The sequence below is a fragment of the Brooklawnia propionicigenes genome, from assembly GCF_030297015.1.
Lineage (GTDB): Bacteria > Actinomycetota > Actinomycetes > Propionibacteriales > Propionibacteriaceae > Brooklawnia > Brooklawnia propionicigenes.
This window is the reverse complement of sequence record NZ_AP028056.1, coordinates 2239290-2263726: the sequence shown is the minus strand read 5'-3', so window position 1 is coordinate 2263726 and position 24437 is coordinate 2239290. Positions and strand designations below refer to the sequence as shown.

Genomic DNA, 24437 nt, shown 5'->3' with positions numbered 1-24437 from the left:
GCCGCGAACGCGTAGGTCCCGGATAAGGAGCGCTTGTGTGAGAGCGTGATCAAGCAATGACGCTCGGTCCATAAGGGTGCAGGGCACCCCGTCGGAGCTGAGCGGTCTTGCGTACATGTCAACCTCCTCGATCGAGAGAGTCAGGTCTCCCGCCTTGACGTCGATTCGAACGCTTTGGAACGTTGCGAGGCTTTCGAGCCGCGGGGCTTGCGAGACAACGCAAAGCAGATCCTCCGCCGCCTCAGCCTGCGCCCCGGCGGCGGAGCGGAGAAGGCCCTTGGAGGCGCAACAGCCTTGGAGCTGAGCGTCGAGCCACGCGAACTGCAAAGCTTTACCTCTTTGGTAAACAGTACTTGTGCTATGGTGGATTTACCAGATAGGTACATGCTACCCGCTTACAGGTCAGCGGGGCAGCGACACGCAATAAGGAAGGAGGGCCAAATGGCCCCCAATACCCCAGCGCCTCTGCAGATCTTCATCGACGGCAAGGCATTCACCACTCAGGATGAGGACCAAGAAGCCGCGGCACTGCTCCGACTCGCCGGGCGCGATCCGAAGATCTTCGACCTCTTCCTCGTCAAACGGAATGGTGTAGAGAACGAGATTCGTGACGGCCAGATCGTCAACCTCAAAGATGGCGAGCGATTCGTCTCCCGGCAGAAGATCCGATTCACCATCGACGGCGAGCCATACAACACCTACGACGACGACCAGACCGCGGCCGCCCTCCTCCGTCTCGCCGGAGTCGATCCCGCTGACTACGACCTCGCTCGGATCCTGCCGACGGGCGGCACAGAATCATTCCGGGACGCGACGATCGTGAAGATCACAAACGGTAACGAATTCGTTACTGCCAAGCACGTTGGTGGTGTCGCGTGAGCGACCCGCTCATCCCGACCGGAGCGCTCCTCCAGTTCCTTGAGGACATGACTGCTGCGGGCGCTCCGGCCTGGATCGACGGTCCGCAAGTCCTCTACCGCGTCAAGGCTGTGGACGGCGCGCTCGCGGGACAGATGGTGACAACCGGGGTAAGCGTGTCCGAGGTACAGAGCTGGCCCGCAGTACCGCCTCACTGGATCCACCTGCACGACTCAATCAAGTTCGCCCAGACGAACACGGATAACATCGACTGCCCTCCCGGATGGAAACGACACTCCCGCCAATTCGTCTACACCGACATGTCCGTGCCGCCCGCTCTCGCATGGCTCCGGCATGTGCGCGGCTTCATATCCATCGCGACCTCGGAGACGGTCTGACGTGCGGTACTCGGTAGCCATGACTGAGGAGATTGAGACGGCCATGCGGAAGCACCTCATCCGCGACGACGGGCAGGAAGACGTGCTCATCGCATCGTACCGACTCTCCACGGGCGCCGAACGCACGACGGCTCTCATCCGGTCCGTGATCTTCCCCGACGAACACGACCGTCACGTGCACGGCAACGCGTCGTTCACCAGCAGGTATGTACTTCGCGCGTCAAGCGAAGCGCAGACCCTCGGTGATGGAGTTGCGGTCCTCCATTCCCACCCTGGTGCTCTCGGCTGGCAGGGGCTCAGCCGCATGGACTGGGAGACCGAGTCAGAGTACGAGCGCGTCGCACGGAGGATCACCAAGATGCCGCTCCTAGGCATGACGCTCGCCGGACGCGACACTTCATGGTCAGCTCGCTTCTGGTTCGACAAGAGCACGCCGACATGGGCGGAGTCCGTGCGGGCGGTCTCCCCGAAGCTCGCTGTCACATGGAACGACGAGCTTCGTCAGATTCCCCGCGTGACGCGTTCGCAGCAACGCACTGTTTCGTCGTGGGGAGAACGGACGCAGGCATCGATCGCGCGATTGCGTGTTCTGATCGTCGGCAGCGGGAGCGTCGGTCTCGATGTCGCGCAGCGTCTCGCAGCGACGGGCCTCGCGACAGTGGGCGTTATGGATTATGACGCAGTCGAAGCGGTGAACCTGGATCGCATGATCGGCGCGACCCGCCTCGACGCCGCGCTCGGGCGACCCAAGGTTGACGTCGCCGCACGTCTGATGAAGTCATCCGCGACTGCAGAGCCATTCGAGGTCTTGCGCCACGAGGTCAGCATCACCGACCCCGTCGGAGTGAGCACTGCACTGGACTACGACGTCATCTTCTCTTGTGTCGACCGGCCCTGGCCGCGCGCGGTGCTCAACGCAATTGCCTACTCGGACCTCATCCCGGTCATCGACGGTGGCATCGCGCTCGACACCTTCCCGGACGGGCGCATGCGCAATGGGATATGGCGCGCACACACTCTGGTCCCCGGTTCTCCGTGCATGGCCTGCTTAGGCCAACTCGTCGTCGGCGATATTCCCCTTGACAAGGAGGGACTACTCGATGATCCCGAGTACATCTTAGGAGCAAACCGGGATGCACCCTCCCGTCAAAACGTCGCTGCGCTTTCCGCAAGCGTCAGCGGAGCGCTCCTGGCGCAATTCGTCAGCCTTACCGCCCATCCAGGCGGACGCGGCACCCCGGCACCGCTCCGATACATCCTATCCACCCACACCCTCGAGCACTCCATCGCGAGCTCCGGCCAGTACTGCCCCTACGAGACTCGGACGGCCATCGGCGATGCCCGCACCCCGATCGCCGAGCATCGCGACGACTGGCGCGCCATCGTCCACGAACGCACGACCAGCAAGGCCCAGATCCGGCTCCGCGCCCTTGCCGCCGTCGAGAACTTCCTGCAACGACGGATCTCCCGGATCAGGTAATTCACCGGACCAAGAAGCCATCTCCTCCGCCGACGGCCGACCGTCGTGTTCGGCTTTTCCCAGGCGATTGGGCCACGATCAGCCCGCACTCGATCGAGCCTCGGAACGGCCTGCAATTCAGACATCGCGATGTCATACCCCGCGGGGGAACCACCATGGGCGCTCTCTTACGAGCGGCCACAGCCCGGGTCTGACCATCGGGGTCTGACAGCCAAGCTGTCGCGGAATCGGCTCGCCGCGCCGTGCACGCGGGCCATTACACCCCTTGCAGAACCGAAGGGAGCCCGTCGATGAGCTTGCTACTCAAGGCGCAGTCGTTCCTGCGCAAACGCATGGAGGCGCTGCGCACGTATGTCGCTGACATTGACGGCATCGACCGCAGGCGCCACGAGCTAGATCCCGCGTCCACGCGCGCCTGGACGAAAGTTGCCCACGCCGGGTGGGCCACCTCGGACCTGACCAGCTTCGGTCTGAAGGCGCGACGTGACCACGACCAAGACCACCAGTGACGGCGATCGGCGTCGACCTTGTTGAGCCCGCATCCCAGCCTCCCACCCTCCAGACCAGAAAGATGATCCCGATTGTTGGCCGTCGGCGAGGTGCTAGCGCACACCCAGCGGTTGTACCGGCAGCGCATCCACAAGCCTGTGCGGCGCTACCTGCACGGCCGCCATCTTTCGGGCGCCATCTCCGGTCGGGCGTCAGATCCGCACTGTCGATGGCGGTTCCGGCTGGCGATCGAAGCCGGAGACAAACGCCGTGAGCAGGTCACGGCCCTGACGCCAAGGCCCAAGTCCGCTGTCGGCATTGATGTGCCCGACTGGCCCCAGCGAGATCCACCCCGCTCCGAGAGCCCTCGCAATCTCGGCGGAACGCTCCGACCCGCAGTACTCATCATTCTCGCTTGCGATGACAAGAGCGGGCACCGGCAGAGCATGCTCCAGATCGATCCGCGCGAATGGCGAGTCCGGGAGAGGGAACGACGCTGCAACCGGATCCGGCAGGGCGACCAGGAACAGCCCGGCCACAGCTTGCGGATTTCGTCGCGCCCATTCGATCGAAAGCAGGCAGCCGAGGCTGTGCGCTACGAGCACGGGCCGGCGATGATCGGCGGCCCGCTCAAGAGCCGAAAGCCAGTCCCCGAGATCGGGCTCCGTCCACGACGCTGGACTGATGCGAACCAGGTGTGGGTTCTGATCCTGCCATCGCGTCTGCCAGTGTCCCGCCCCGGAGTCCCCGAAACCTGGAACGATGACCACGTCCGGCTCTCCGGAGCCAACGGGCCACATCATGCTGGCGGTCATCAATCAGTCCTCTACGCATAGGAAACGGACGAGTCAATCCTGCCCTCTTCGTGATGGTTCACGCCGACGCGCTCATCCGGGCCAGCACAAACGACAAGGCCCGAACCTCGACCAATGAGTCATCGATCGAAAGCTCGAGCCTTGTGCATAGGGTGCGCACCACTGCTCGGGCGACATCGGCTTACGCGGACGAGGCAGAGCAGAACCCGAGGCGGCCGCGACCCGGCACAATAGCGTCATCAGGCCGGCGCCAACGGCTGAAGGCCGTTGCCTGCACCGCCCGATCCTGGTCCCGACCGCCTCACGGACGCGGCACTAGGATCGGCGTTCGGGCTTTGTACTGCTCGTAGTCGGGCTGGCCGCCCCACTTCGAGTCGGCTTTCGCTTCTAGCATCGGGATGCCGCTGAGCTTGGTCAGCAACAGGGCGACGAACACCGGTGAGGCCAGGGCGATCCAGTCCCAGCCTCGCAGCACGGGGATGGCCACTACCAGCGCACCGGTCCAGATCACGATCTCGCCGAAGTAGTTGGGGTGCCGCGACTTCGCCCACAGCCCGGTGCTGATGAATCTCCCGGCGTTGGCCGGGTCGGCCTTGAAGGCAGATTTCTGGAGGTCGGCGACGACCTCGAATCCGAATCCGAAAAGCCAGATCGCCAGCCCGATGATGGCGAAGGCGTCCAGACCGACGCGGTTGACCGAGGTGATTGCGATCCACGCCGCCGCGGACGTCATCGCCACCCACAGCCCCTGCAGCGTCCAGGTCAGCAGGAACCGGAGCGGGTTGGTTTTGATCTCGTCGAAGCGGTCGTCGGCACCGGCCCGGCGGATTCGCATGAACAGGAAGCTGCCGAGTCGGGCCGCCCAGATCACCACCATCGCCGCCAGCAGGCCCGCGCGCGGGTCGAGGTCGGTAGACAGCACGGCCGCCAGCACCGTGACGATGATGAAGGTGAGGCTGCCGGTCAGGTCGAAGAAACGCTCTGTCCGCAGCACCAGGGACGGAACGTACACCAGCCACTGGATCACAAATGCGGCCGCCACCGCCCAGCAAAACAACGGCAGCCCGGCGACCTGCGGGCTATGCGTACTGCCGCCCCAGGCCAGTCCCGCCCCCATCAGCACGACGATCGGGATCACCACCGCAGCTTTCCGGCTCTGTTCAGACATTCCGACCCTTCCATCCACGCGGATACCGCCAGTATTCCATTCGAAGGGGGAATGGGTTGAACCATAGTTGGGTTGAGTAAGTGGGACACAGTTGGTCGACACTGCGACTACCGGGGGGACACGTGCAGGAGTACACGAACGAGGAGCGGGTCGATACCGAGGGTTGCGCGAATGTCACCGACCTGCTGGTGCGGCGGGTGCGCAGTCATCCCGACCACATCGCTTTTGACGTCGCGCACGGTCCGGCCTGGCGTCCGGTCACCACGGCCGCTTTCCATGCCGAGGTGATGGGTGTCGCGAAGGGTCTGGTAGCCGCCGGTCTGCGTCCGGGCGATCGGGTGGCCCTGATGGCACCCACCCGCTACGAATGGGCGATCGCCGACTTCGCCATCTGGTTCGCCGGCGGCGTGGTCGTGCCGATCTACGAGACATCTTCGGACGAACAGGTGGCTGCCCGGCTCGCAGATGCGCAGGTGCGCCTCGGCATCGGCGGCAGCGCGTCCCACGTGGAGGCGCTCACAAAAGGCTTCCAGGCAGGTGGCTTGCGCACCCTCGGTGTCTGGTCGATGGACGCCCGGCCCGGCGCAGACCTCTCCGAACTCGTGCTTCTCGGAGCGACCATCGAGGATGCCGAGATCGAGGCTCGGCGCACTCGGGCCACCCTCGACGACATCGCGACCATTGTTTACACCTCCGGTACCAGCAGCGCCCCGAAGGCGGCGGTGATCACACACGGCAATTTCGTGGGGGAGGTCTTGGCCGTCGCGGCCGCTTACACCGAGGTGGTGAACGACCGGGGCAACACCGTGATCTTCCTGCCGCTCGCCCACGTGCTGGCCCGCGGCCTGCAGCTGATCTGTTTGGCCAAGGGGATGCGGATCGCGCACCTGTCCGACCCGAAACAGGTGATCTCGTCCCTGCCAGCTTTGCGTCCGACTTTCTTGGTGGTGACGCCGCGGGTCTTGCAGAAGATCGACGCGGCTGCCGCGTCCGCTGCCCAGGAGAAGCACCTCGGCGCGCTGTGGGAGGTGGCCCGGCGCACCGGCGTCGAATGGGGGCGCTTCGCCGAGGCTCGCGACGCGGCCGTCCTTGGCCCGACCAGCGGGGCAGCACCACGCGCCCCGCTCGGGCTGCGGCTGCAGCACGGGCTGTTCGACACGCTTTTCTACACTCGGCTGCGCGAGAAACTGGGTGGCCGGATCGACTACCTGTTGTCAGGCGCGGCTTCGCTGGACGCCGAGCTGTCGCTGTTCTTGCGGGGCGCAGGCATCCCGGTAATCGAGGGCTACGGACTGACCGAAACCACCGCGCCGATTACCGGCCACCGTTCTGGCGCGATTCGCTCGGGAACGGTCGGCGTGCCGATCCCCGGCGCCACCGTCCGGATCGCCGACGACGGTGAGGTGCTCGTCAAAGGTGTCGGAGTGTTTCCCGGTTACCTGCATGAGGCCGACAACCGCGACGCATTCACTGTTGACGGGTTCTTCCGCACCGCGGACCTGGGCAGCCTCGACGAGGACGGGCACCTCACGCTGACCGGTCGGGTGAAGGATGTCATCGTCACCTCGGGTGGCAAGACGGTTTCGCCGGCGGTCTGGGAACAGGCGGTCGAGTCGAATCCGCTGGTCGCCCACGCTGTGTTGGTGGGCGAGGGCAAGCCGTATCTGAACGGGCTGGTGCTGCTCGACCCCGACTCCGTCCGTGACTGGGCGTCGCGTCGCGGCATCGGTGACTTGGGCTGCCTGAAGCCTCCGTTGACCGGGGCGCTGTCGATCAACGACAACCGGCTGGCCGACGCCATCACCGGAGTGGTGAAGGCGGCCAACGCGCGGCTGGCCCGCTCCGAACAAGCTCGTCGCTTCGCCGTTCTGCTGGCCGACCTCAGCGAGGCGGGCGGGGTCGTCACCCCGACCATGAAGCTGAAGCGTGCCGCGTTCACCGCGGGTGTCGCCGACATCGTGGAGGGCCTTTACCACGGCGAAGGACTGCCCGCATGACTCGATGGTGGACGACATGAAGCGTTGGTGGTCGGCTTACGGCATCGCGTTGGCGGTGTTCTTGGTGCTCGACGGGGTGTGGATACCACTCGTCGCGCAGCCGATCTACCGCTCCGGTATCGGACCGCTGCTGGCCAGCCAATTCAACCTGGTGGCGGCCGTCGTGTTCTACCTCGGCTTCGTCGCCGGCCTAGTGCACTTCGGAGTCCAGCCCGGACGAGATGTCGCGTTGCCCGTCCGAGTCCGGGATGGCGCGCTCTATGGGGCGTGCACCTACGGCACCTGGGCCCTGACTGCCGCCGCGGTACTGCGCGAAGTCCCCTTCTTCATCACGATCACCGACATCGCCTGGGGCGTGGTGGCCTCCGCTGTCTGCACAGCGGTCACCACCGTCGTGCTACGCCGGCTGCGCGGTGGCAGTGCCGACAACCAGAAATGATCTGGTGTACTCAATCGCGTGCCGGGCGGCTTCTGCGTAGCTCATCGTCCGGGCGAGAGCAGCGCTGAGCGCGAGCATGTGCTCGCTAGCCTCGTCGATCTGAGTGCTGGGTTCACGGAACATTCCTGTGCAGGCTCATGGGTTTCGAGACCGAGCCTCGTCCGCGTAAGCCGATGTCGCCCGAGCAATGGTGCGCCCACAGGGGCTCGAACCCTGGACCCGAAGGTTCAAGTAGCGTCGTGAGGCTCTCCGACTGGCGACGCAAACGTGGCGCGATATTGAGAGCTGAAGATTGCGTCTGTGGATAACCGGATTTGGCGTTTCCGCCGGTGCGATGGTTCTTTTCATGGTTGCGTTTTCTGATGTATGGGCAACGCCGGCGTCCGGATTTGAAGCCCACTTGGTCGCGGCCGATCGGTCTGATGAGACGATCAAGACGCGGATGCATCAGCTCGACCGTCTCGCACGCGCCTTTCCGGCCGGGCCACGCTCCGTGTCCGAGCTCGCGCTCGAGAACTGGCTCGCATCAAACAGATGGGCCTCCGAGACCAGGCGCAGCATGAGAACATTCCTGCGGACCTTCTTCACCTGGGCTACGAAGTACGGCTACTGCACGGCTGACCCGGCCGAGAATCTGCCAGCCGTCAGACGACCTGGACCCTGCCCGCGGCCGGTTCCTGATGAAATCTGGAAGGCTGCCCGCGCGGCTTCGGAACCGCGTGTGCAGTTGATGATCGATCTGGGAGCTCAACTCGGGCTGCGCCGCGCCGAGATCGCCGGCGTGCATCGCGACGATCTGATTCAAGATCTTGTTGGGTGGTCGTTGATCGTCCACGGGAAAGGGCGCAAGGACCGGATACTGCCTCTTCCGGACGACATTGCCAGGCGACTTCTGGAAGCGACCACTTGGGTGTTTCCTTCGGACGACGAGGGACAGCACCTCACAGCGGACAGGGTCGGCAGGCTAATCAAGGACGCTGCCGATGGCGAATGGTCAGCTCACCAGTTGCGCCATCGCTTCGCCACGACGGTCTTCGGCAAGACAGGCGACCTCCTGTCTACGCAGCAACTCATGGGGCACACGAGCCCAACAACAACCCAGGGCTACGTTCTGCTGGGGCAGGACAGGCTACGCGCAGCAGCGGCTGCCGCTGTCGCCTAGCTGCAACAGGAACGGGACCGTGACCGGTACAGACGAGTGCCTCAGCCTTCTTCGTCAGCAGTAGGCAGCCCAACGACGCACTCGGCCCGTGCGAACTCATGAAGTGTGCTCGCGCCTCGCTCAGTGTCTTGTGCGCTCATTCCAGTCCAGAGTCATTGAAAGTAAGGGTCGAGACGTGGCAAGGGAAGCGCGACAAGTGTCGCTCGGAGCTATTCAACTAGTGACCTCGTTTTCACGACGTCAACTCCGGCCAAGAGAGCGTGCCTCACGGCATCACCCCCTCCTCCGATCGTGCGATTCAACACGAACTTGTCCGGAAGCGCATTAATCACAGCATCCTCAAGCAGCTCGGGGCGGGCAGTCTCTGCGGCGAATATCCTGGTCGTGTCCAGTGCGCGGAAGCTATCAATCGAAAGCACTGACGTATCCACCCCACCCCAGATCAGCCGGTCGAAGGACCTACTGGCCGACCAGTGCTGTCTTACGCGCGCCTTGATGCCACCTGCTGCGGTAGTGACGCCTACGTACGCCTGACAATACCGATCGAGCACGAGGACATACAGGCCCCGCTTGCCATCCCAGGGGCGTAGGTCCGCAACCGCGACCAGCTCTCCGTGAACGGCGATAACCTTCCCCAGTGCTTGGTCAAACTCATCATGATCGAGGGATGCAAAGTATGCCAGGTTGAGGTCGTAATTTCGGAGCGCTGCAGATTGTTGCCGGAGACACCAAGCATCGGTGTAGAAGCGATGATCCTCGTCCTCGTAGTCAGCGGACCGCGCGTTCCACAACTCAGGATCAGCCTCCCGTGGCAGCCAAAGCGACGATCGCTTATTGATCTGCGCGTAAGTGTCACGCGTCATAGACAAGCCGTACTTGCTACCCTTCTGCACTCTAAGACCAAAGTGCTCCATCATTTTCCTCTTTCCTGAGTTCGCCGACGCACCGAAGGATGGTGAATCTCCCAGTCCGAATGTAGATCTCAGGTTGATTCCACGCCCAATCCTCTGCGCAGGCTACTCGGGCACACGATTCTGCCGATGCACGACCGAGATCGACCGGTGCTAGCTCTCCCGCGTCTCCGATCTTCGTACGGAACTCGCTCCGCGGCGCAGCTAAGGCCAAAGACCTTCGATTCTCTCCGTGGCGGCCTGTGCGCCTGCATGTGCACGCCACTCATGCCAGCGGGTCCGGCATCGCTGGCGGGTGCGTCAGATGGACTCTCACAAGAAGCCCTGTGGATATCGATCCATTCCACTGTCTGGACGCACTCATAACCAGTGAAGGCAAATGAAGGAGGACACGATGACACCGGTGGTGGCGATCTGTAACCAGAAAGGTGGCGTGGGCAAGACGGCGTTGACCACGGCCTTGGCGAATGTGCTGTCAGCGCGCGGCAGAGTTCTGGTGATCGACGCCGATCCCCAGGCGAATGCGTCAACGATCCTCGGTATCGAGAGCGACGGCCGTGTGACGCTAGCGGACCTACTCGCGCCGGCGCGGCCTGCCCATCTGAGCGGGGCGGTGCGGCTCGCGACGGCTCCCGCGGCAGATGCCTGGGGTCCTGTGGACGTGATTCCTGCCGAACGCGGTCTGGCGGATCGAGCCTTCGATCAAAGCCTCGGGCGTGAGTCACGCCTGCGCGATGTGATCGCCGCTCTCTCTGACACCTATGTCGCGGTGCTGGTCGATTGCCCGCCATCGTTGGACATGCTGACGGTGAACGCGCTGACGGCTGCTTCGATGGCACTGATCGTGACCGAGCCGCGCTCGTCGAGTGTCAACGCGATCGCTGAGATCTTGCAGACCATCGCGTCAGTCCGAACCCTTTACAACCCGCGCCTGGAGTTGGCCGGCATTGTCGTAAATCGGTGGACACAGACCCGAGTTGATCGACGCGCGCACTTCGAGGTGCTCACAGCGGACTACCGGGAATGGCTGCTGAATCCGCCAGTTCCGGACCGGGAGATCGTCAGCGTCGCCGCAACGAACCGGTTACCGGTCCCACGCGAAGGAGCGGGCATTGAGGTCATGTCCGCAGTCGCTGCGCTAGCCGACCAGCTGGGGATCGAGAGCCCGAAATGAAGCCCATCCCCCAACCGCGCAGGCCAGATCCGCAGGCGATCGCCGCCATGAAGCAACCCGTGGACGATCCCGTGGTCGCAGGCATCACCGCACGGCCATCACATGCGTCCGCGGTCAGCAATCGGCTGACCAAGCTGACCGTCCGCTTGGATCGGAACCTTCTTGGTCGTGTCCGGGCAGCGTTCGTAGCGGAAGGCCTGCCGTCCGGCCACACGAGCCTGTCGGCCTGGGTCGCAGCCGTGCTTGAAGACCGGGTCATCCAGGCCGAAGCCAGCTGCAACGGCGGACAGCAGTTCGCGCCTCTCGGCGTCGACACCATCCCCAAAGGACGACTCTGCGGATCTTCCCCTGTGACCGACGGCCAGCACATCGAGTGTGGAGGTGAAAGCGATGAACATTGACCTAGCTACATCGATTGCCCGGATGTCGGCCTTGGTGAATCGCGCCTTGGAGCACGTGGACTCTGGTTCCGATCGGCGCAGCGGTGATGTCTGGTGGCAGCTTGCGGCCAGCACGCTTCCGGCTCAACTCTTGATTCTTCAGGCGGCCTTTCCCCAGTCCCCAACCGACCAGCCTCCGGACTGCCCGCAGCTCGCATCCTGCACCAGCGCTGATCTGTGCCTCGTCCACGTAGACGCCGAGCTAGCCGCTTGGGATTGGGACGCGCTGGACCGCGAGACGCTGCGTGCGGGTGCACAGCTCGTGCTGGATATCTCCGACCTGCTTCGCATGCCATGAGTACCTCGGACGCGATCAGATGGTCGATCACCGTGCTCAATTCCGGTGATCCGCTTGCCTTGGCTGATTGGGCCCAGATTGCCCGCGCCAGTCGAGCGACACTGGCGGCCGGCGGGATCCGTGATCAGGCGGTGGAGTTCGCCGCCGCGGTCAGTCAACTCGTCGATCCAAGAAGAGACGCGACAATTCATCCCATCGTGGAGGCGCTCAGCGCTGGGCGCAATCCGGACGCGCAACAAGTACGGACGATGTTGGCCATCGCTACTCACGCTTCTCGTCGCGGCCAGTCTGGCAGGTGGGATGGGTTGCTCGCCGGGGTTGAACGCTCAGCCCTTGATGCGGCCTCTGGCCCGCCAGTCAACGATCTTGAGGAGGCCCTGCGCAGGTGGCCGGCCATAGTTGCCCAAACCAGCCTGGACGCCGGTCCCCAGCTGCTAACCGCAGTTGCCCGACAACAGATCGCGCTGTTGGCGATCACCAGTCACCTCGCGTCGAAGGCTGAATCACCGCTGGCCGATGAGATCGGCATCCCGCGCCTGCGACAGAGTCTGGCCGCCTGCACCCAAGGCTGGCGTGAAGCGACCGGCACCTGGCAGTCCAGCAGTGATCAGCGAACCGTGCCGCGTGCTCAGGCGACGGCGCTGTCGATGGCCGCCGTGAGTACCAGAGACGCACTAATGTCGCATCGCGAATCGTCTGAGACTCTTCAGATCCTCATCCGAACGGGTGTCGGCGGCAACCTCCTGACGGCTGCTGCGGCATCGCAAGGATCATTTGACCAGCTGCTGGCTTCGGCCCAGGAACTGGACCAGCTCACGGCTCGGCTCAGCCATAGCACATCGCACCTCAACGTCATTGCGAACTCTCTTCCCGAGCAGGGGTCGGTGAGAGCGATGCCGGTCGTGACCCCGAGTGCGAGAACCCGGCGGCTATCTCCTGCATCGGCGGAGCCGCCATCTGTTGAATCGGTGCGGCTCACCCCGGCAATAGAACAAGAGCTTGCACGGCGGCGCGATCTTGGCGTCGCTGCACAGGCTGCTTTGGATGGTGTTCCGAGTGCCAAGCGCCTGATGGACGGCGCCTCCTCGGAAGAGCTCATGCGGCTGAGTTGGGAGGGCCGGCAGTCGGTCGGGGTGCTCGTTGCCAGCGTGCAGTTGGCGATCTGGTCGCGCGTCGGAGCGGCACCTCATGATCGGGACGAACGGTTCGCCGTGGCGGCAGCCGAGGTCTCGGCGTCGGTGCACCGGTGGAACCCACAGAGAGCTCGCTGGCTGACCTATGCGATTCAGGTGTCGGACTGGTCTCTGTCCAGGCATCGTCACGCGAGCGCGAAGCTGCCGATCCCAGTCCAGATGGCCGATACGTACTGCGAGCACAGCTATCAAGGCGTCGACCACAAGTATCTGGTCAGTGGCTTGCCAGATCCGGCAGACACTGCGACGAACACCGTCGACGGAGAACGCGCAGCCCAGCTCATTGATCGGCTCTCGTGGCCCAGCAACCAGATTCTGCGCGAGGCCATGGGCATTGCCCGCGCCGGCGAGCCATTGTCACTTGACCAGATCAGCCGGCGTCTCAATGTCAGCCCTTCGACTGTCAACCGCCACATGAAGATCGGCCTGAACGTGCTCCGCAGGCAGTTGGGGGTGGACGAGAGATGATCACAGCTCCGCACGAAGCTTCGTTGACGCATCGAGCATCCCGCGTTCGATTCAGGAGGCTAACCGTGCCTTGCGTCGCTGCTGTCCCGGCATTCATCGCGTTGGCCGTACTCGCCGGCTGTGTCGGCCAGGTCGCATCTGACGCCTCGAGTCCGGTCCCCTCGCCATCAGCATCTACGGGCATGGCGCCGACAGAGGGCGTCGTCTGGTCGGACGGCTCCTCTGCTGCGGCGTCCTCGCCCGGCCGTCTTGGGTTGGATGAGGCCAGCCGGTCGGCGGCGCTGGAGTTGGCGGAGACTGCGATGGGGTTGTTTGCGCGTCCTGACGTGCCGTACGAGGTGTGGTGGGCCGATCTGGAGCCGGTGTTGTCGGCGCGGGGAACTGCGGCTTATGTGACGGTGGATCCGGCGCGTATCCCGGTGCGTCAGGTGAGTGGGCCGGCGGGCCTGCCGGGGTGGACGACGCCGGAGGTGGCGCGGGTCAGTGTGCCAACCGATGTCGGTAGCTATCTGGTTGTTGTGTCTCGCAGCGATGCCGATCCGGTGTGGCGGGTGGAGCGGTTCATCGCACCGGGGGTGCTGTCATGAACCGGGCGAAACTCGCAGCAGCCGGGATCGTCCTGCCGGTGGCGCTCATCACCGCCCTGCTGGGGTTCTTGTTGTTCGATGAGGACCAGGCCGCCTGCATTCCTGCGGGGGCGGCTGTCGTTGTGGATCCGGGCTCGGTGCCGGCCGGGCCGGTGGCGGGTTTTTCTGGTGAGCAGCTGGTGAATGCCGCTTACATCATGGCTGCGGCGGCGTCGATGGGGTTGACGGTGCGGGATCAGCAGATCGGTGTGATGACCGCGATCGGTGAATCCGCGCTGCGGGTGCTGGAGTATGGCGATGCTGCGGGCCCGGATTCCCGCGGGCTGTTCCAGCAGCGCGATAACGGCGCGTGGGGCACGCTGGCCCAGCGGATGGACCCGTATGAGTCGGCGTTGAGTTTTTTCCGCGTCCTGGTCCAGGTCGACGGCCGAGACTCGATGGAGCCGACCCTGGTGGCGAATGCGGTCCAGCGCAACGCCGACCCGTACTACTACGCCCGGTTCTGGGACCCGGCCGGTGAGATCGTGCAGGCCCTGGCCGGCAGCACCACCACCGCCCAGCAGCCGGCCATGTCGTCGTCGGTGTACGAGTTGGGTCCGGTGCAGCCGCAGACCGCGGTGGTGGCGAACACGATCGGCCCCATGTTCGGGATCGCCACGGTCGGCGGGTGGCGTGATCCTGCGACGGAGGTCTACGACCCGAACGGTCATCCGGCCGGGTTGGCGCTGGATTTCATGATCAGCGATATCCCCGATGGTGTCGCGACCGGTGATCGGCTGGCCGATTATCTGATTGCTCACGCCGCCGAGTTGGGGGTGTCCTACATCATCTGGCAGCAGCGGATCTGGACAGCGTCGCGTGCAGCAGAGGGCTGGCAGCTGATGGAGGATCGGGGAAGCCCCACACAAAACCATATGGACCACGTTCATCTGTCGTTGACCGGTGACGGCAGCTCGGCCCTGTCGGCCGGCTGCGGTGCGACGAACCAGCAGGGTCAGGTCACCGCCGGCGGATGGTCTGCGCCGGCGTCCGGGCCGATCTCGTCGGGTTTCGGCCCGCGGGCTGGCGGGATGCATTACGGCACGGATTTCGCCCCGCCGTGTGATGCGCCGATCTGGGCGGCAGCGTCGGGGACGGCGACGTTCGCGGGTCCCGCGTCCGGCTACGGGAATTGGATCAAGATCGCCCACGACGGGGACGTCGTGACCACGTACGGTCACATGTTCACCGAGGGGGTCTTGGTGCGCGTTGGCGATGTCGTCCAAGCGGGCCAGCAGATCGGCCGGGTGGGGACCGCCGGTGATTCCACGGGATGTCATCTGCATTTCGAGGTCCTCACCTCCGGCAGCTATGTGGACCCACTTGTCTTCCTCAACCAGCACGGTGTGCAGATCCAAGGAGCACAGTCATGACCACCACCCTCGACCAGAAGACTGAATCCATCTCGGAGCGCGGGATCACCGTCCCGCAACCCGGTGTGCGCCTGCCGGAGCATCCGTTGAGGTTGCGGCGGGTCGGGATGGGCCGATCGCTGTGGGTGGTCGGCGCCCACGGCGGCAGCGGCGAGTCCACGCTCGCGAGCTTGGACGACGGGTGGGCGGCAGCCGATCACTGCTGGCCGCAGACCCTGCTCGGCACCCCTCGGGCCTGCCTGCTGGTGGCCCGCACGTCGGCGTCCGGCCTGGAATCGGCGCGGTCGGCTCTCCAGCAGTGGGCTGCCGGCGCTGCCGGTCAGGTCGATCTGCTCGGTCTGGTCCTGATCGCTGACGCGCCGGGCAGACTCCCCCGCCCGCTGCGCGAACTCGCCGAGGTCGTGACCGGCGGCGCACCACGCGCCTGGAGACTGCCCTGGATCGACCTGTGGCGATGCGGTGAACCCGCCTTCGCCGCCAGCCCGGTCGCCGTTCGTTCGCTGGTCAGCGACCTCCAAACGCTCACCAGCACCCCCACGCCCGCTCAGACATCATCACGATAAGAAGGAGAAAAGATCATGGTTCCCGACCCCGGTACTGGCTCAATGCCTCCTGGCTTCGACGTTTTCACCACCATCCTCGGATGGGGCAAGTGGATCGGCCTCGGCGTGCTCGTCGTGTCGCTGATCTTCGCTGGTGTCCGTATGGGCATCGCCAGCAACCGCCACGGCGACGGCTCGGAGCACGTCAACAGCATCGGCGGCGTCCTCGTGGGTGTCATCATCGCCTCCGCCGCGTTCAGCCTCGTCTCGTTCATCGCCGGGGCGTGACCGTCATGAACCAGCACCCCGACACGACGCCCCCACCCCGACGACCAGCAACACTGACCTGGATGGCAGCCGCACTAGCGGTCGCCATCATCGCCGCCGCCCTCGTGGTGTCTTGGCGGATCGCGTCACGCCCGGCCCCCGCCACACCCGAGACACCGCCGGCCACGTCCACCCAGGACGACCAGGGACAGTGCCCCGCGGGGCCTATAGAGATGGCCGGCACCGTGACGCTCGCACCGGAGGCGACCTGGTCGCTGGTCGGGAAGGTGGTCGCCCCGACGGTGCCCGAGGCCGGCCCCGCGACCATCGATCCCGACGGGTACCGCCGCTGCTACGCCCGCACCCCGCTCGGGGCGCTCACAGCGGCAGCCAATCTGGCGGCGATGGGCTCCGACCCTGCCCTGGCAGGTCGTCTTGCGGACGACGGGTTGATGCCGGGGGCGCTGCGGGACCGGCTGCTGTCGACCCCGGAGCCGAGCTCGGCCACGACTGGCGGCGCCCAGATCCGCGGGTTCCAGATGGTCAGCTACGACGGCACGGCCACGGCGGTCAACTTGGGAATGCAAGCCCAGAACGGCGGCTACGGGGTCGCGACGATCGAGCTCGTGTGGCATGAGGGCGACTGGCGTATCGGTGTGCGCGGTGAGGGCGAGGCCCAGGAGATGGCCGTCACCTATTCGTGGCCGCCCTCGCTGGTCGGCTTCGTGTTGTGGTCGGGGATCTGACGATGTCGTGCTCCTTGTTCGACATCGGCTGCCGCGTCGAGGAAAGCGCCGCGTCGTTGGCCACCAACGCGATCGACCGGCTGGCGATCGCGGTCACCGAGACCCTCGGCGACCTGATGGGCACCCTGGCGACCTCGTGGGTGCGTATCCAAACACCGATCCTCATCGACGGCAGCGGATCGACGGTCCGCGCGGCCGGTGACCACGCTCCCGGCGCCGACGGCATCGAGACCGTGCTCGGCTGGGTGATGTACACCGCATTCGGGATCATGGTGCTGGCGTTGATCGCGGCCGGCGTCCGGATGGGCACGGCACACCGCGACGCATCCCAACACGTCGGACGGATCGGCACCGTGCTGGTCGCCACGATCCTCATCTCCGCCGCGACCGGCATCACCGCGGCCGTGGTCCCCGCGACCAGCGTGCAAGGCTCGGCGCCGGTCGCCTACCTTCAGGCGTCCCTGTACTGGTACATGCTCGCCGTCGCGATCGTCGGAGTCATCGCCGGTGCGGTGAAGATGGCCTGGCAGCAGCGCGCCGAGGCCGGGCTCGACGTGCTGCGCTCGATCCTCACCCTGGCCGCGGTCGCCGGCGCCGGCTTGAGCGCGGTCGCGCTGCTCACCGGCGCCGCCGACCAGTTCGCCGTGTGGATCCTGGACGGGGCGATGGGCTGCAGCCTGGACGAGGGCGGCACCTGCTTCTCCCAAGCCATGGGCAACCTTCTTGTCCAGGGCGCTGGGGCGGGCCCGATCACGCTGCCCGGTCTCCTCACGGTGATCCTCGGCGGGCTGTCGGTCCTGGCCGTGATCGTGCAGATCATCTTGATGATCGTGCGGTCCGCGATGCTGGTCGTGTTGTCGGGGATGCTGCCCATCTCGGCCGCAGCCACCAACACGGCAGTCGGCAGCCAGATGTTCAAGAAGACCGCCGGCTGGCTGCTCGGGATGATCCTCTACAAGCCGGCAGCCGCCGTGGTTTACGCGACCGCGTTCATGCTCGTCGGTGACCGCTCGGACGATCCCGTGCTGTCGACCATCACCGGACTCACCCTCATCACGATGGCGCTGGTCGCGCTTCCCGCGCTGATGTCGCTGATCGTGCCCGCAACCTCCGCGGTCGCCTCCGGCGGGGGCCTCGCAGGCACCGCCGCGATGGCCGCGATGGCCCTGCCCACCGGCGCGATGTCCGCCCAACGCCGACCATCCGGCACCCCGGCAGCCCCCACCGGCGGCACCCCCGGGCCCACCGGACCAACCGGCGTCACCACCCACCAGTCCGGCGGTCCCGCCGGCAGCGGCGGCGGCACGCCACCTAGCACCGGAGCAAGCAATCCCGGACCGGGCAGTCCCCCACCGTCAGGTCCAGGCGGCAATCCGCCACCGCCAAGTGGTAATGCGCCCCAGCCAGGCGCGGCGAGGCCGGGCGGACCAGGCCAACACCCTGCCGCGCCGGCCACGGGAAGTCCCCCACCAGGAGCTCCGGCGTCGACCGGTATGCCCGGTGCTGGGGTAGCCCACACGGCGAGCGGAGCTACACCCGTAGGGACGGTCGCAGCGGCCGGCATGACGCTAGCCGATGGCGCGCGTCGTGGAATCAACGAATCCATGGGAGAGGAGAAGGGTCCAGATGGAGCGCAGCGGTGAACTCACTCAGATCCGCACCTACGGCAACTTCCGGCGTCCCACCACGGCCGGCCTGCTCGGCCTCGGCTCGTGGGGCACCGGCGTGCTACTCGCCGGACTGATCCTGGTCGTGCTCGTCGTCATGATCGCCGGACTGGGGTGGGGCGCGATCGCGTTCACGGCCTTGGCGGTCGTGTTGGCGTCGGTAGCCGTGCGAGACGAGCACGGCTCCAGCCTGCTGGATCGGGCCTCGGCCAAGATCACCTACCAGCTGGCCGCCCAGCGTGGCCTCACCTTGTACCGATCGGGCCCCCTCGGAACAGTCCCCTGGGGCACCTGCCAACTGCCCGGCCTGGCCGCCTGCCTACGGCTCAGCGAACACCTCGACGCCTACGGCCGACCCTTCGCGCTGATCTCCGCACCCTCGACCGCCACCCACACCGTCGTCATCGCGTCCGAACCCGACGGGGCCGCCCTGGTCGACCAGCCACAGATCGACTCCTGGGTCGCCGACTGGGGTCAATGGCTCACCAACCTCGGCGACGAACCCGGCATCGAAGCAGCAGCCGTCACCATCGAAACCGCACCCGACTCCGGCCACCGGCTCGCTCACGAAGTGGGGGGCGCCATCGACCCCAACGCACCCGCGTTCGCCCGTGCCATGCTCACCGAGATCGTCAAGGCCTACCCGGCCGGCTCCTCCACCATCCACGCCTGGGTCACCATCACCTTCACCGCCGCGAACAGCTCCGGCAAGAAACGCACACCCGAACAGGTCGGCCGGGACCTTGCCGCTCGCCTCCCCGGGCTGATGAGCACCCTGGGGTCCACCGGTGCCGGCGCGACCCGGCTGGTGGACGCGGCCGAGCTGTGCGAAATCGTCCGGGTCGCCTACGACCCCCCAACCGCGGATCTCATCGCGGGTGCCCACGCCGACAACGAGCCCGTCGACCTGGACTGGACCGATGTCGGCCCGGCAGCCCACCAAGCCGGCTGGGACGTGTACCGCCACGACTCGGCCTGCTCGGTGACCTGGCAGATGAGCAGCGCCCCGCGCGGCAACGTGCAATCCTCGGTGCTGGCCCGGCTGCTGGCCCCTCACCCTGACATCGCCCGCAAACGCGTCACCCTGCTGTACCGGCCCATCAACTCCGCGGTCGCCGCGGCCATGGTCGAAGCCGACGTCCGGGCGGCGAGCTTCCGAGCGACCTCGACCGAACGGCCCACCGCCCGGTCGATCCTGGACACCCGCTCGGCCGAGGCGACCGCCGCCGAAGAAGCAGCCGGCGCCGGACTGGTCAACTTCGGAGCCCTGATTACCGCGACCGTGACCGACCCCGCACGGCTACCCGAAGCCCGCGCCGCAGTCGACATGCTGTCCGCCACCGCACGTCTACGCGTGCGGCCCTGCTACGGCTCCCAAGACGCCGCCTTCGCGGCCGGCCTGCCCCTGGGAATCCTGCTACCCCAACTCGTGTCGTCCATCACCGCATTCAAGGACAAACTATGAGCCGTCACCAGAAGCCGGCAGCGCCGGCACCCCGCAGGCCCGGGCCGAAAGGCTGGCCCGGACGCGATCGAGGTGAAGCCATCCTCATCGACCCGGCATCCGAGTTCCGCGGCACCACCGTACAAGTGTGCGGGCTATGGCCGTGGGTCGTCGGCTCCGGAACACCCATGGTCGGTGTCCCGCTGGGACGCCACATCATCACCGGCGCCACCTTGTGCTGCGACCCCATCAGCTGGTTCCAACGCGCGAAACTGATCCGCAACCCCAGCGTCTTCTTCCTCGGCCTCACCGGTCTCGGCAAGTCCACCGCCGTACGCCGGATGGCCACCGGACTCGCCGGATACGGCGTCCTCCCGATCGTGCTCGGTGACCTGAAACCCGACTACATCGACATGGTCACCGCCCTCGGCGGACAAGTCATCACCCTCGGACGAGGCCGCGGCCACCTCAACATCCTCGACCCCGGACAAGCCAAACACGCAGCCCGCCGGCTCCGTGATGCTGGCTACGAGAAACAAGCCCAAGAAGTCGAAGCCGACGCCCACGCCCGACGCCTCACCATGGTCAGCGCCCTGCTCACCATCTTGCGTAAACAACCCCCCAGCGACGTCGAAGAATCCGTCCTCGACCAGGCGCTGCGGGTCCTCGACCACCAAGCCACCCACACACCCGTGCTGGCTGATCTTCTCGCGATCGTGCAAGATGGGCCCGCTGCGGTGCGTGAGGTGGCGGTCGATCGCGGCGACTTCGGCGAATACCAGCGCATCACCCGTGGCCTCGAAGCGTCCCTGATCAGCCTGAGCCGAGGTGGTCGGCTTGGCGAAATCTTCGCCCAGCCCACCACGAACCCCATGCAACTCGACCGGCCCGTGGTCTACGACGTGTCTTCCATCACTGAAGCTGACCACGATGTGCGAGCCGCGGTCCTTCTGGCCTGCTGGTCCAACGGCTTCGCCACCGTCAACATCGCCCAAGTCCTCGCCGACGCCGAACTCGAGCAGCGGCGCCACTACTTCGTCATCATGGACGAACTGTGGCAAGCGCTACGCTCCGGCAGCGGCATCGTCGACCGCGTCGACTCCCTCACCCGCCTCAACCGGCAAGTCGGCGTCGGGACCGCCATGATCACCCACACCATGAGTGACCTGCGGGCACTGCCCACCCCCGAGGACTACCTCAAAGCCAAAGGCTTCGTCGAACGCGCCGGCATGGTCATCTGCGGCGGACTCCCCCAAGCAGAAATGGTCGACCTCACCCCCGTCATCGGACTGTCCCAAGCCGAACAAGCCATGCTCGCCAGCTGGCAAGACCCACCCGCCTGGGACTCACGCCGCGGACAAGAAGCCGAACCCCCAGGACTCGGCAAGTTCCTCGTCAAAGTCGGCGGCCGCCCCGGCATCCCCATCCGAGTCGACCTCACCCGCACCGAACAACACATCCACGACACCAACAAACTGTGGCACCAACGATCCCGCGTCGGAACCCGACCATGACCACACCCAACAACCGACGGGCCCAGCCCTCCCTCTGGGGTCCGGACACGATCCTGATGTACGGGACCGGCGCCCTCACGATCAGCATCAGCCTGATCATGTGGATCAGCATCCAGGCGGGATGGCGTATCGCCGGGCTCGGACGCCCCCAAGGCGGATTCTGGACCATCGTCTTCGGCGCCATCCGCGGCACCACCACCTGGCCGGCAGCCTCCACCATCGTCGCCATCGCGAGCGTCCTCACGATCACCGTTGCGATCGCCGCCGGCTGGCTTCTGATCGGCCACCGGACCAGGCATAGGACGCGAGTCGACCAGTCGTCCCACTACCTCGGGGTCAGGCACGACATCAGCCCCCTGTCGAAGGCATCCGTTGTTGCGAAGGCGAAGCGTCTCGGTGTTGATCCCAGCACCCCCGGTATCCCGATCGGTGTCACTGTCGCCAGCGGCGAGCGGCTCTATGGCTCGTGGGAAGACATGCACGTCGACATCTGGGGGCCACGAACCGGGAAAACCACCAGCCGCGCTATCCCCGCCATCCTCGCCGCACCCGGCTCCGTGCTGGTCACCAGCAACAAACGCGATGTCGTCGACGCCACCCGCGACCTGCGAGCCGAACGCGGACCCGTCTGGGTGTTCGACCCCCAACACCTCGCCGGCGAACAACCAACATGGTGGTGGAACCCGCTGTCGTACGTCACCGACGAAGTCCAGGCCTCCAAACTCGCCGCCCACTTCGCCAGCGGCTCCCGCGCCCCCGGAGCACGCACCGACGCCTTCTTCGACCCCGCCGGACAAGACCTCCTCGCCGGACTCCTCCTCGCCGCAGCCGTCGACCACCGGCCCATCACCGACGTGTACCGATGGCTCACCCGCCCCACCGACGACACCCCAATGCGACTTGTCGCCGCGGCCGGCTACGAACTCACCGCCGACCAGCTCGCCGGCGTCATCTTCGCCCCCGACAAACAACGAGGCGGCATCTACGGCACCGCCCAACAAATGGCCTCATGCCTCACCAACCGACAAATCGCCGCCTGGATCACCCCACAGGAGCCAGACGACCCCCGCGCCCAGCTGCGTGCAACCGACTTCGTCCACGCCGACGGCGGCACCCTCTACAGCCTGTCCAAAGAAGGCACATCCACCGCCGGACCCCTCGTCACCGCCCTCACCGCCGCCGTCGCTGAAGCCGCCGAAAACCTCGCCGCCCAAAGCGCCGGCGGCCGACTCCAAACACCCCTACTCGGAGTCCTCGACGAAGCCGCCAACGTCTGCCGCTGGACCGACCTACCCGCCCTCTACTCCCACTACGGCAGCCGCGGCATCATCCTCATGACCATCCTCCAATCCTGGTCCCAAGGCGTCGACGTCTGGGGAGAATCCGGCATGCGCAAACTCTGGTCAGCAGCCAACATCGCCATCTACGGCGGCGGCGTCAAAGAACGCGACTTCCTCGATACTCTCGCCGCGATGATCGGCGATTACGACAAGACCACCCGATCGGTGTCGGTCGGCAAAGGCCACCGAAACGTCACCCAACAGCTCAACAGGCAACGCATCCTTGAGGCAGCTGACCTCGCGGCCATGCCACCCGGCAGAGCAGTGGTGTTCGCGTCTGGCGCCCGACCCACTCTCATCGCCACCCAACCCTGGATGACCAGCCCTGACGCGGCCGCAATCCGGGCATCCGTCGACGCCCACGACCCCAGCCGAGACACCCAACTACAGGAGACCCCAACATGACCGACATCCCCGACTGGACCACCAACACCGAGTGGCCCACAGACGATCCCACCACCCCGCAATCAGAAGACACTCCTGGAGCAATGGGCGAGACCGGCAATGATGCGCCCCCGGAGCTGTACTTCGGCAGCACCGACGAATTCGTCCGAGAATTCGTCTGCCCCGTCTTCCGCCGCAACGTCGGCGAAGCCGGACGAGCCGAATACCGCTGGTCAGCCCGCTGGTGGGAATCCGCCGAAGCCGTCATCCGCCTCGAAGCCATGTGGCGATCCTGGGAACACCACCGACTCGACCCCGCCACCGGCATCAGCACCTGGCTCCGCGACCACGCCGACTACCACCTCAGTGTTCTGCTGAGTCCGACCGGACCCTTCGCGCACTCCACCGACAGTGCCAGCGTCACCGACCCCCTGCCGTACACAGCCCCACCCCTAGGATTGTTTTCCGACGTTCGTACAGATCCGGACTGACGGTCGAAGATCGACACGAAGCCCTGGGCGGGCGAACTCGACCTGCGATGCTGCAAAGCGGCTGACAAGCTCGCGCCAGGCTGGCCTGGTGGCGGTCTTCCCCTCAGCTCAGATCGGAGTCGGGGGCAGCGGCAGAGTAACGGTCGATCGTGGCCGGTGACATCTTCTCCAGTTCGCAGCGTACCTGCTGGTCGTAGCGGCATTCGTCGAGTACCAGTGACCTTTCAGCCTCCATCGCGTCCGGCCACTCACTCATCGACGCGGCCAGGTATTTGCCCGCAGACCCCACCACCGGTGGCCCACACCTGCTGCAACGTTTTCAACGCGTCGTAGTAGTACTGACAGGGTTTGGTACGTCGCCGGTCGATTACCGTCACCGTTGCCTGCGCACGGCCTTTCGGCTGCACCAAACGCGCCTTCAGTTATTGAGGGGTATGGTCCCGGTTTCAGCCCGTAGCCTCCACGACCTGGTCCACGATCCGGCCCTTGGCCTTCTTCGCCGCATGCGCGCACGCCGTGGCGCAACTCTCGTGACCTCAACCCGAGCCGACAACGACAGATCCCTCACACTCACACCCCATCGTGGCCGACCCAAGCTTCGCGGAGGAAACTGTATGAGGCACGGCCCCCTCACTCGCGGGGACTATGTATGAGTCTCGTCGACAGGCAGGTTGCGCTTCCCTGAGTCGCGAGGTACTGTGGAGCAGTCGCGTCGAACCACTATGAGTTGTTTGGATTTGGCGCCTATATAAA

25 protein-coding genes are annotated in these 24437 nt (G+C 65.6%); 21 read left to right on the top strand and 4 right to left on the bottom strand.

Features of this window, described 5'->3' with window-relative positions; all coding sequences use genetic code 11:
• The first annotated feature begins 441 nt into the window (after window positions 1–441).
• The 4 genes from QUE25_RS10300 (at window position 442) to QUE25_RS10285 (ending at window position 3245) form a co-directional block, all read left to right on the top strand.
• Window positions 442–879 (top strand): multiubiquitin domain-containing protein, encoded by a 438-nt coding sequence (locus QUE25_RS10300; protein ID WP_286264681.1) that lies wholly within the window; start codon window positions 442–444, stop codon window positions 877–879.
• The gene (locus QUE25_RS10295; RefSeq protein ID WP_286264679.1) at window positions 876–1256 is read left to right on the top strand and encodes a hypothetical protein; all 381 of its coding nucleotides are present in this window, start codon (window positions 876–878) and stop codon (window positions 1254–1256) included. Before QUE25_RS10300 ends, QUE25_RS10295 begins: the two co-directional genes overlap by 4 nt.
• A gap of 19 nt (window positions 1257–1275) precedes the next feature.
• Window positions 1276–2736, top strand: a complete 1461-nt coding sequence (locus tag QUE25_RS10290; RefSeq protein ID WP_286264678.1) for a ThiF family adenylyltransferase — start codon at window positions 1276–1278, stop codon at window positions 2734–2736.
• 290 nt (window positions 2737–3026) lie between these two features.
• Window positions 3027–3245, top strand: coding sequence for a hypothetical protein (locus tag QUE25_RS10285; protein WP_286264677.1), 219 nt, complete (start codon window positions 3027–3029; stop codon window positions 3243–3245).
• Between the two features lie 192 nt (window positions 3246–3437).
• Here QUE25_RS10285 and QUE25_RS14890 read toward each other — a convergent pair whose 3' ends face one another.
• Both QUE25_RS14890 and QUE25_RS10280 read right to left on the bottom strand, forming a co-directional pair.
• A complete protein-coding gene (locus tag QUE25_RS14890) occupies window positions 3438–4025 on the bottom strand; it encodes an RBBP9/YdeN family alpha/beta hydrolase (protein ID WP_425332771.1) in 588 nt (195 codons plus the stop codon).
• 316 nt (window positions 4026–4341) lie between these two features.
• Entirely contained in the window at window positions 4342–5208 is an 867-nt protein-coding gene (locus QUE25_RS10280) for a DUF1295 domain-containing protein (RefSeq protein ID WP_286264676.1), read from the bottom strand.
• Window positions 5209–5330: 122 nt separating this feature from the next.
• On the opposite strand from QUE25_RS10280, the gene QUE25_RS10275 reads away from it, so the two are divergent.
• The 3 genes from QUE25_RS10275 (at window position 5331) to QUE25_RS10265 (ending at window position 8806) form a co-directional block, all read left to right on the top strand.
• A complete protein-coding gene (locus QUE25_RS10275; protein ID WP_286264675.1) occupies window positions 5331–7205 on the top strand; it encodes an AMP-dependent synthetase/ligase in 1875 nt (624 codons plus the stop codon).
• A gap of 4 nt (window positions 7206–7209) precedes the next feature.
• Entirely contained in the window at window positions 7210–7644 is a 435-nt protein-coding gene (locus tag QUE25_RS10270) for a DUF2177 family protein (RefSeq protein ID WP_286264674.1), read from the top strand.
• Between the two features lie 346 nt (window positions 7645–7990).
• On the top strand, window positions 7991–8806 hold the full coding sequence (locus tag QUE25_RS10265; RefSeq protein ID WP_286264673.1) for a tyrosine-type recombinase/integrase: 816 nt from the start codon (window positions 7991–7993) through the stop codon (window positions 8804–8806).
• Window positions 8807–9015: 209 nt separating this feature from the next.
• Here QUE25_RS10265 and QUE25_RS10260 read toward each other — a convergent pair whose 3' ends face one another.
• Entirely contained in the window at window positions 9016–9720 is a 705-nt protein-coding gene (locus QUE25_RS10260; protein WP_286264672.1) for a hypothetical protein, read from the bottom strand.
• Window positions 9721–10111: 391 nt separating this feature from the next.
• Between QUE25_RS10260 and QUE25_RS10255 the strand changes: the two genes are divergently transcribed.
• The 14 genes from QUE25_RS10255 (at window position 10112) to QUE25_RS10190 (ending at window position 23684) form a co-directional block, all read left to right on the top strand.
• Window positions 10112–10891, top strand: a complete 780-nt coding sequence (locus QUE25_RS10255; protein WP_286264671.1) for a ParA family protein — start codon at window positions 10112–10114, stop codon at window positions 10889–10891.
• Between the two features lie 59 nt (window positions 10892–10950).
• Window positions 10951–11292, top strand: a complete 342-nt coding sequence (locus tag QUE25_RS10250) for a hypothetical protein (RefSeq protein WP_286264670.1) — start codon at window positions 10951–10953, stop codon at window positions 11290–11292.
• A complete protein-coding gene (locus tag QUE25_RS10245) occupies window positions 11273–11629 on the top strand; it encodes a hypothetical protein (protein WP_286264669.1) in 357 nt (118 codons plus the stop codon). Before QUE25_RS10250 ends, QUE25_RS10245 begins: the two co-directional genes overlap by 20 nt.
• A complete protein-coding gene (locus tag QUE25_RS10240) occupies window positions 11626–13290 on the top strand; it encodes a sigma-70 RNA polymerase sigma factor region 4 domain-containing protein (protein ID WP_286264668.1) in 1665 nt (554 codons plus the stop codon). The genes QUE25_RS10245 and QUE25_RS10240 overlap by 4 nt, the downstream gene beginning before the upstream one ends.
• Window positions 13291–13472: 182 nt before the next feature.
• Complete coding sequence (locus QUE25_RS10235) at window positions 13473–13877, top strand: hypothetical protein (RefSeq protein ID WP_286264667.1); 405 nt, start codon at window positions 13473–13475, stop codon at window positions 13875–13877.
• Window positions 13874–15289, top strand: a complete 1416-nt coding sequence (locus QUE25_RS10230) for a M23 family metallopeptidase (RefSeq protein WP_286264666.1) — start codon at window positions 13874–13876, stop codon at window positions 15287–15289. The genes QUE25_RS10235 and QUE25_RS10230 overlap by 4 nt, the downstream gene beginning before the upstream one ends.
• Window positions 15286–15852 carry a DUF6668 family protein gene (locus QUE25_RS10225; protein ID WP_286264665.1) on the top strand — a complete coding sequence of 189 codons (567 nt, stop codon included), beginning with the start codon at window positions 15286–15288 and terminating at the stop codon, window positions 15850–15852. Before QUE25_RS10230 ends, QUE25_RS10225 begins: the two co-directional genes overlap by 4 nt.
• 15 nt (window positions 15853–15867) lie before the next feature.
• On the top strand, window positions 15868–16119 hold the full coding sequence (locus tag QUE25_RS10220) for a hypothetical protein (protein ID WP_286264664.1): 252 nt from the start codon (window positions 15868–15870) through the stop codon (window positions 16117–16119).
• A 62-nt stretch (window positions 16120–16181) separates the two neighbouring features.
• Window positions 16182–16844, top strand: a complete 663-nt coding sequence (locus tag QUE25_RS10215; RefSeq protein ID WP_286264663.1) for a DUF8175 domain-containg protein — start codon at window positions 16182–16184, stop codon at window positions 16842–16844.
• A gap of 2 nt (window positions 16845–16846) precedes the next feature.
• On the top strand, window positions 16847–18487 hold the full coding sequence (locus QUE25_RS10210) for a hypothetical protein (RefSeq protein ID WP_286264661.1): 1641 nt from the start codon (window positions 16847–16849) through the stop codon (window positions 18485–18487).
• The gene (locus tag QUE25_RS10205) at window positions 18471–19976 is read left to right on the top strand and encodes an SCO6880 family protein (protein WP_286264659.1); all 1506 of its coding nucleotides are present in this window, start codon (window positions 18471–18473) and stop codon (window positions 19974–19976) included. Before QUE25_RS10210 ends, QUE25_RS10205 begins: the two co-directional genes overlap by 17 nt.
• The gene (locus tag QUE25_RS10200) at window positions 19973–21469 is read left to right on the top strand and encodes an ATP/GTP-binding protein (RefSeq protein ID WP_286264657.1); all 1497 of its coding nucleotides are present in this window, start codon (window positions 19973–19975) and stop codon (window positions 21467–21469) included. Before QUE25_RS10205 ends, QUE25_RS10200 begins: the two co-directional genes overlap by 4 nt.
• Entirely contained in the window at window positions 21466–23214 is a 1749-nt protein-coding gene (locus tag QUE25_RS10195) for a type IV secretory system conjugative DNA transfer family protein (RefSeq protein WP_286264655.1), read from the top strand. Before QUE25_RS10200 ends, QUE25_RS10195 begins: the two co-directional genes overlap by 4 nt.
• Window positions 23211–23684, top strand: a complete 474-nt coding sequence (locus tag QUE25_RS10190; protein ID WP_286264653.1) for a DUF4913 domain-containing protein — start codon at window positions 23211–23213, stop codon at window positions 23682–23684. Before QUE25_RS10195 ends, QUE25_RS10190 begins: the two co-directional genes overlap by 4 nt.
• A 103-nt stretch (window positions 23685–23787) precedes the next feature.
• Here the strand turns inward: QUE25_RS10190 and QUE25_RS10185 are convergent, their stop codons facing one another.
• Complete coding sequence (locus QUE25_RS10185) at window positions 23788–23940, bottom strand: hypothetical protein (protein ID WP_286264651.1); 153 nt, start codon at window positions 23938–23940, stop codon at window positions 23788–23790.
• Window positions 23941–24437 lie beyond the last annotated feature (497 nt).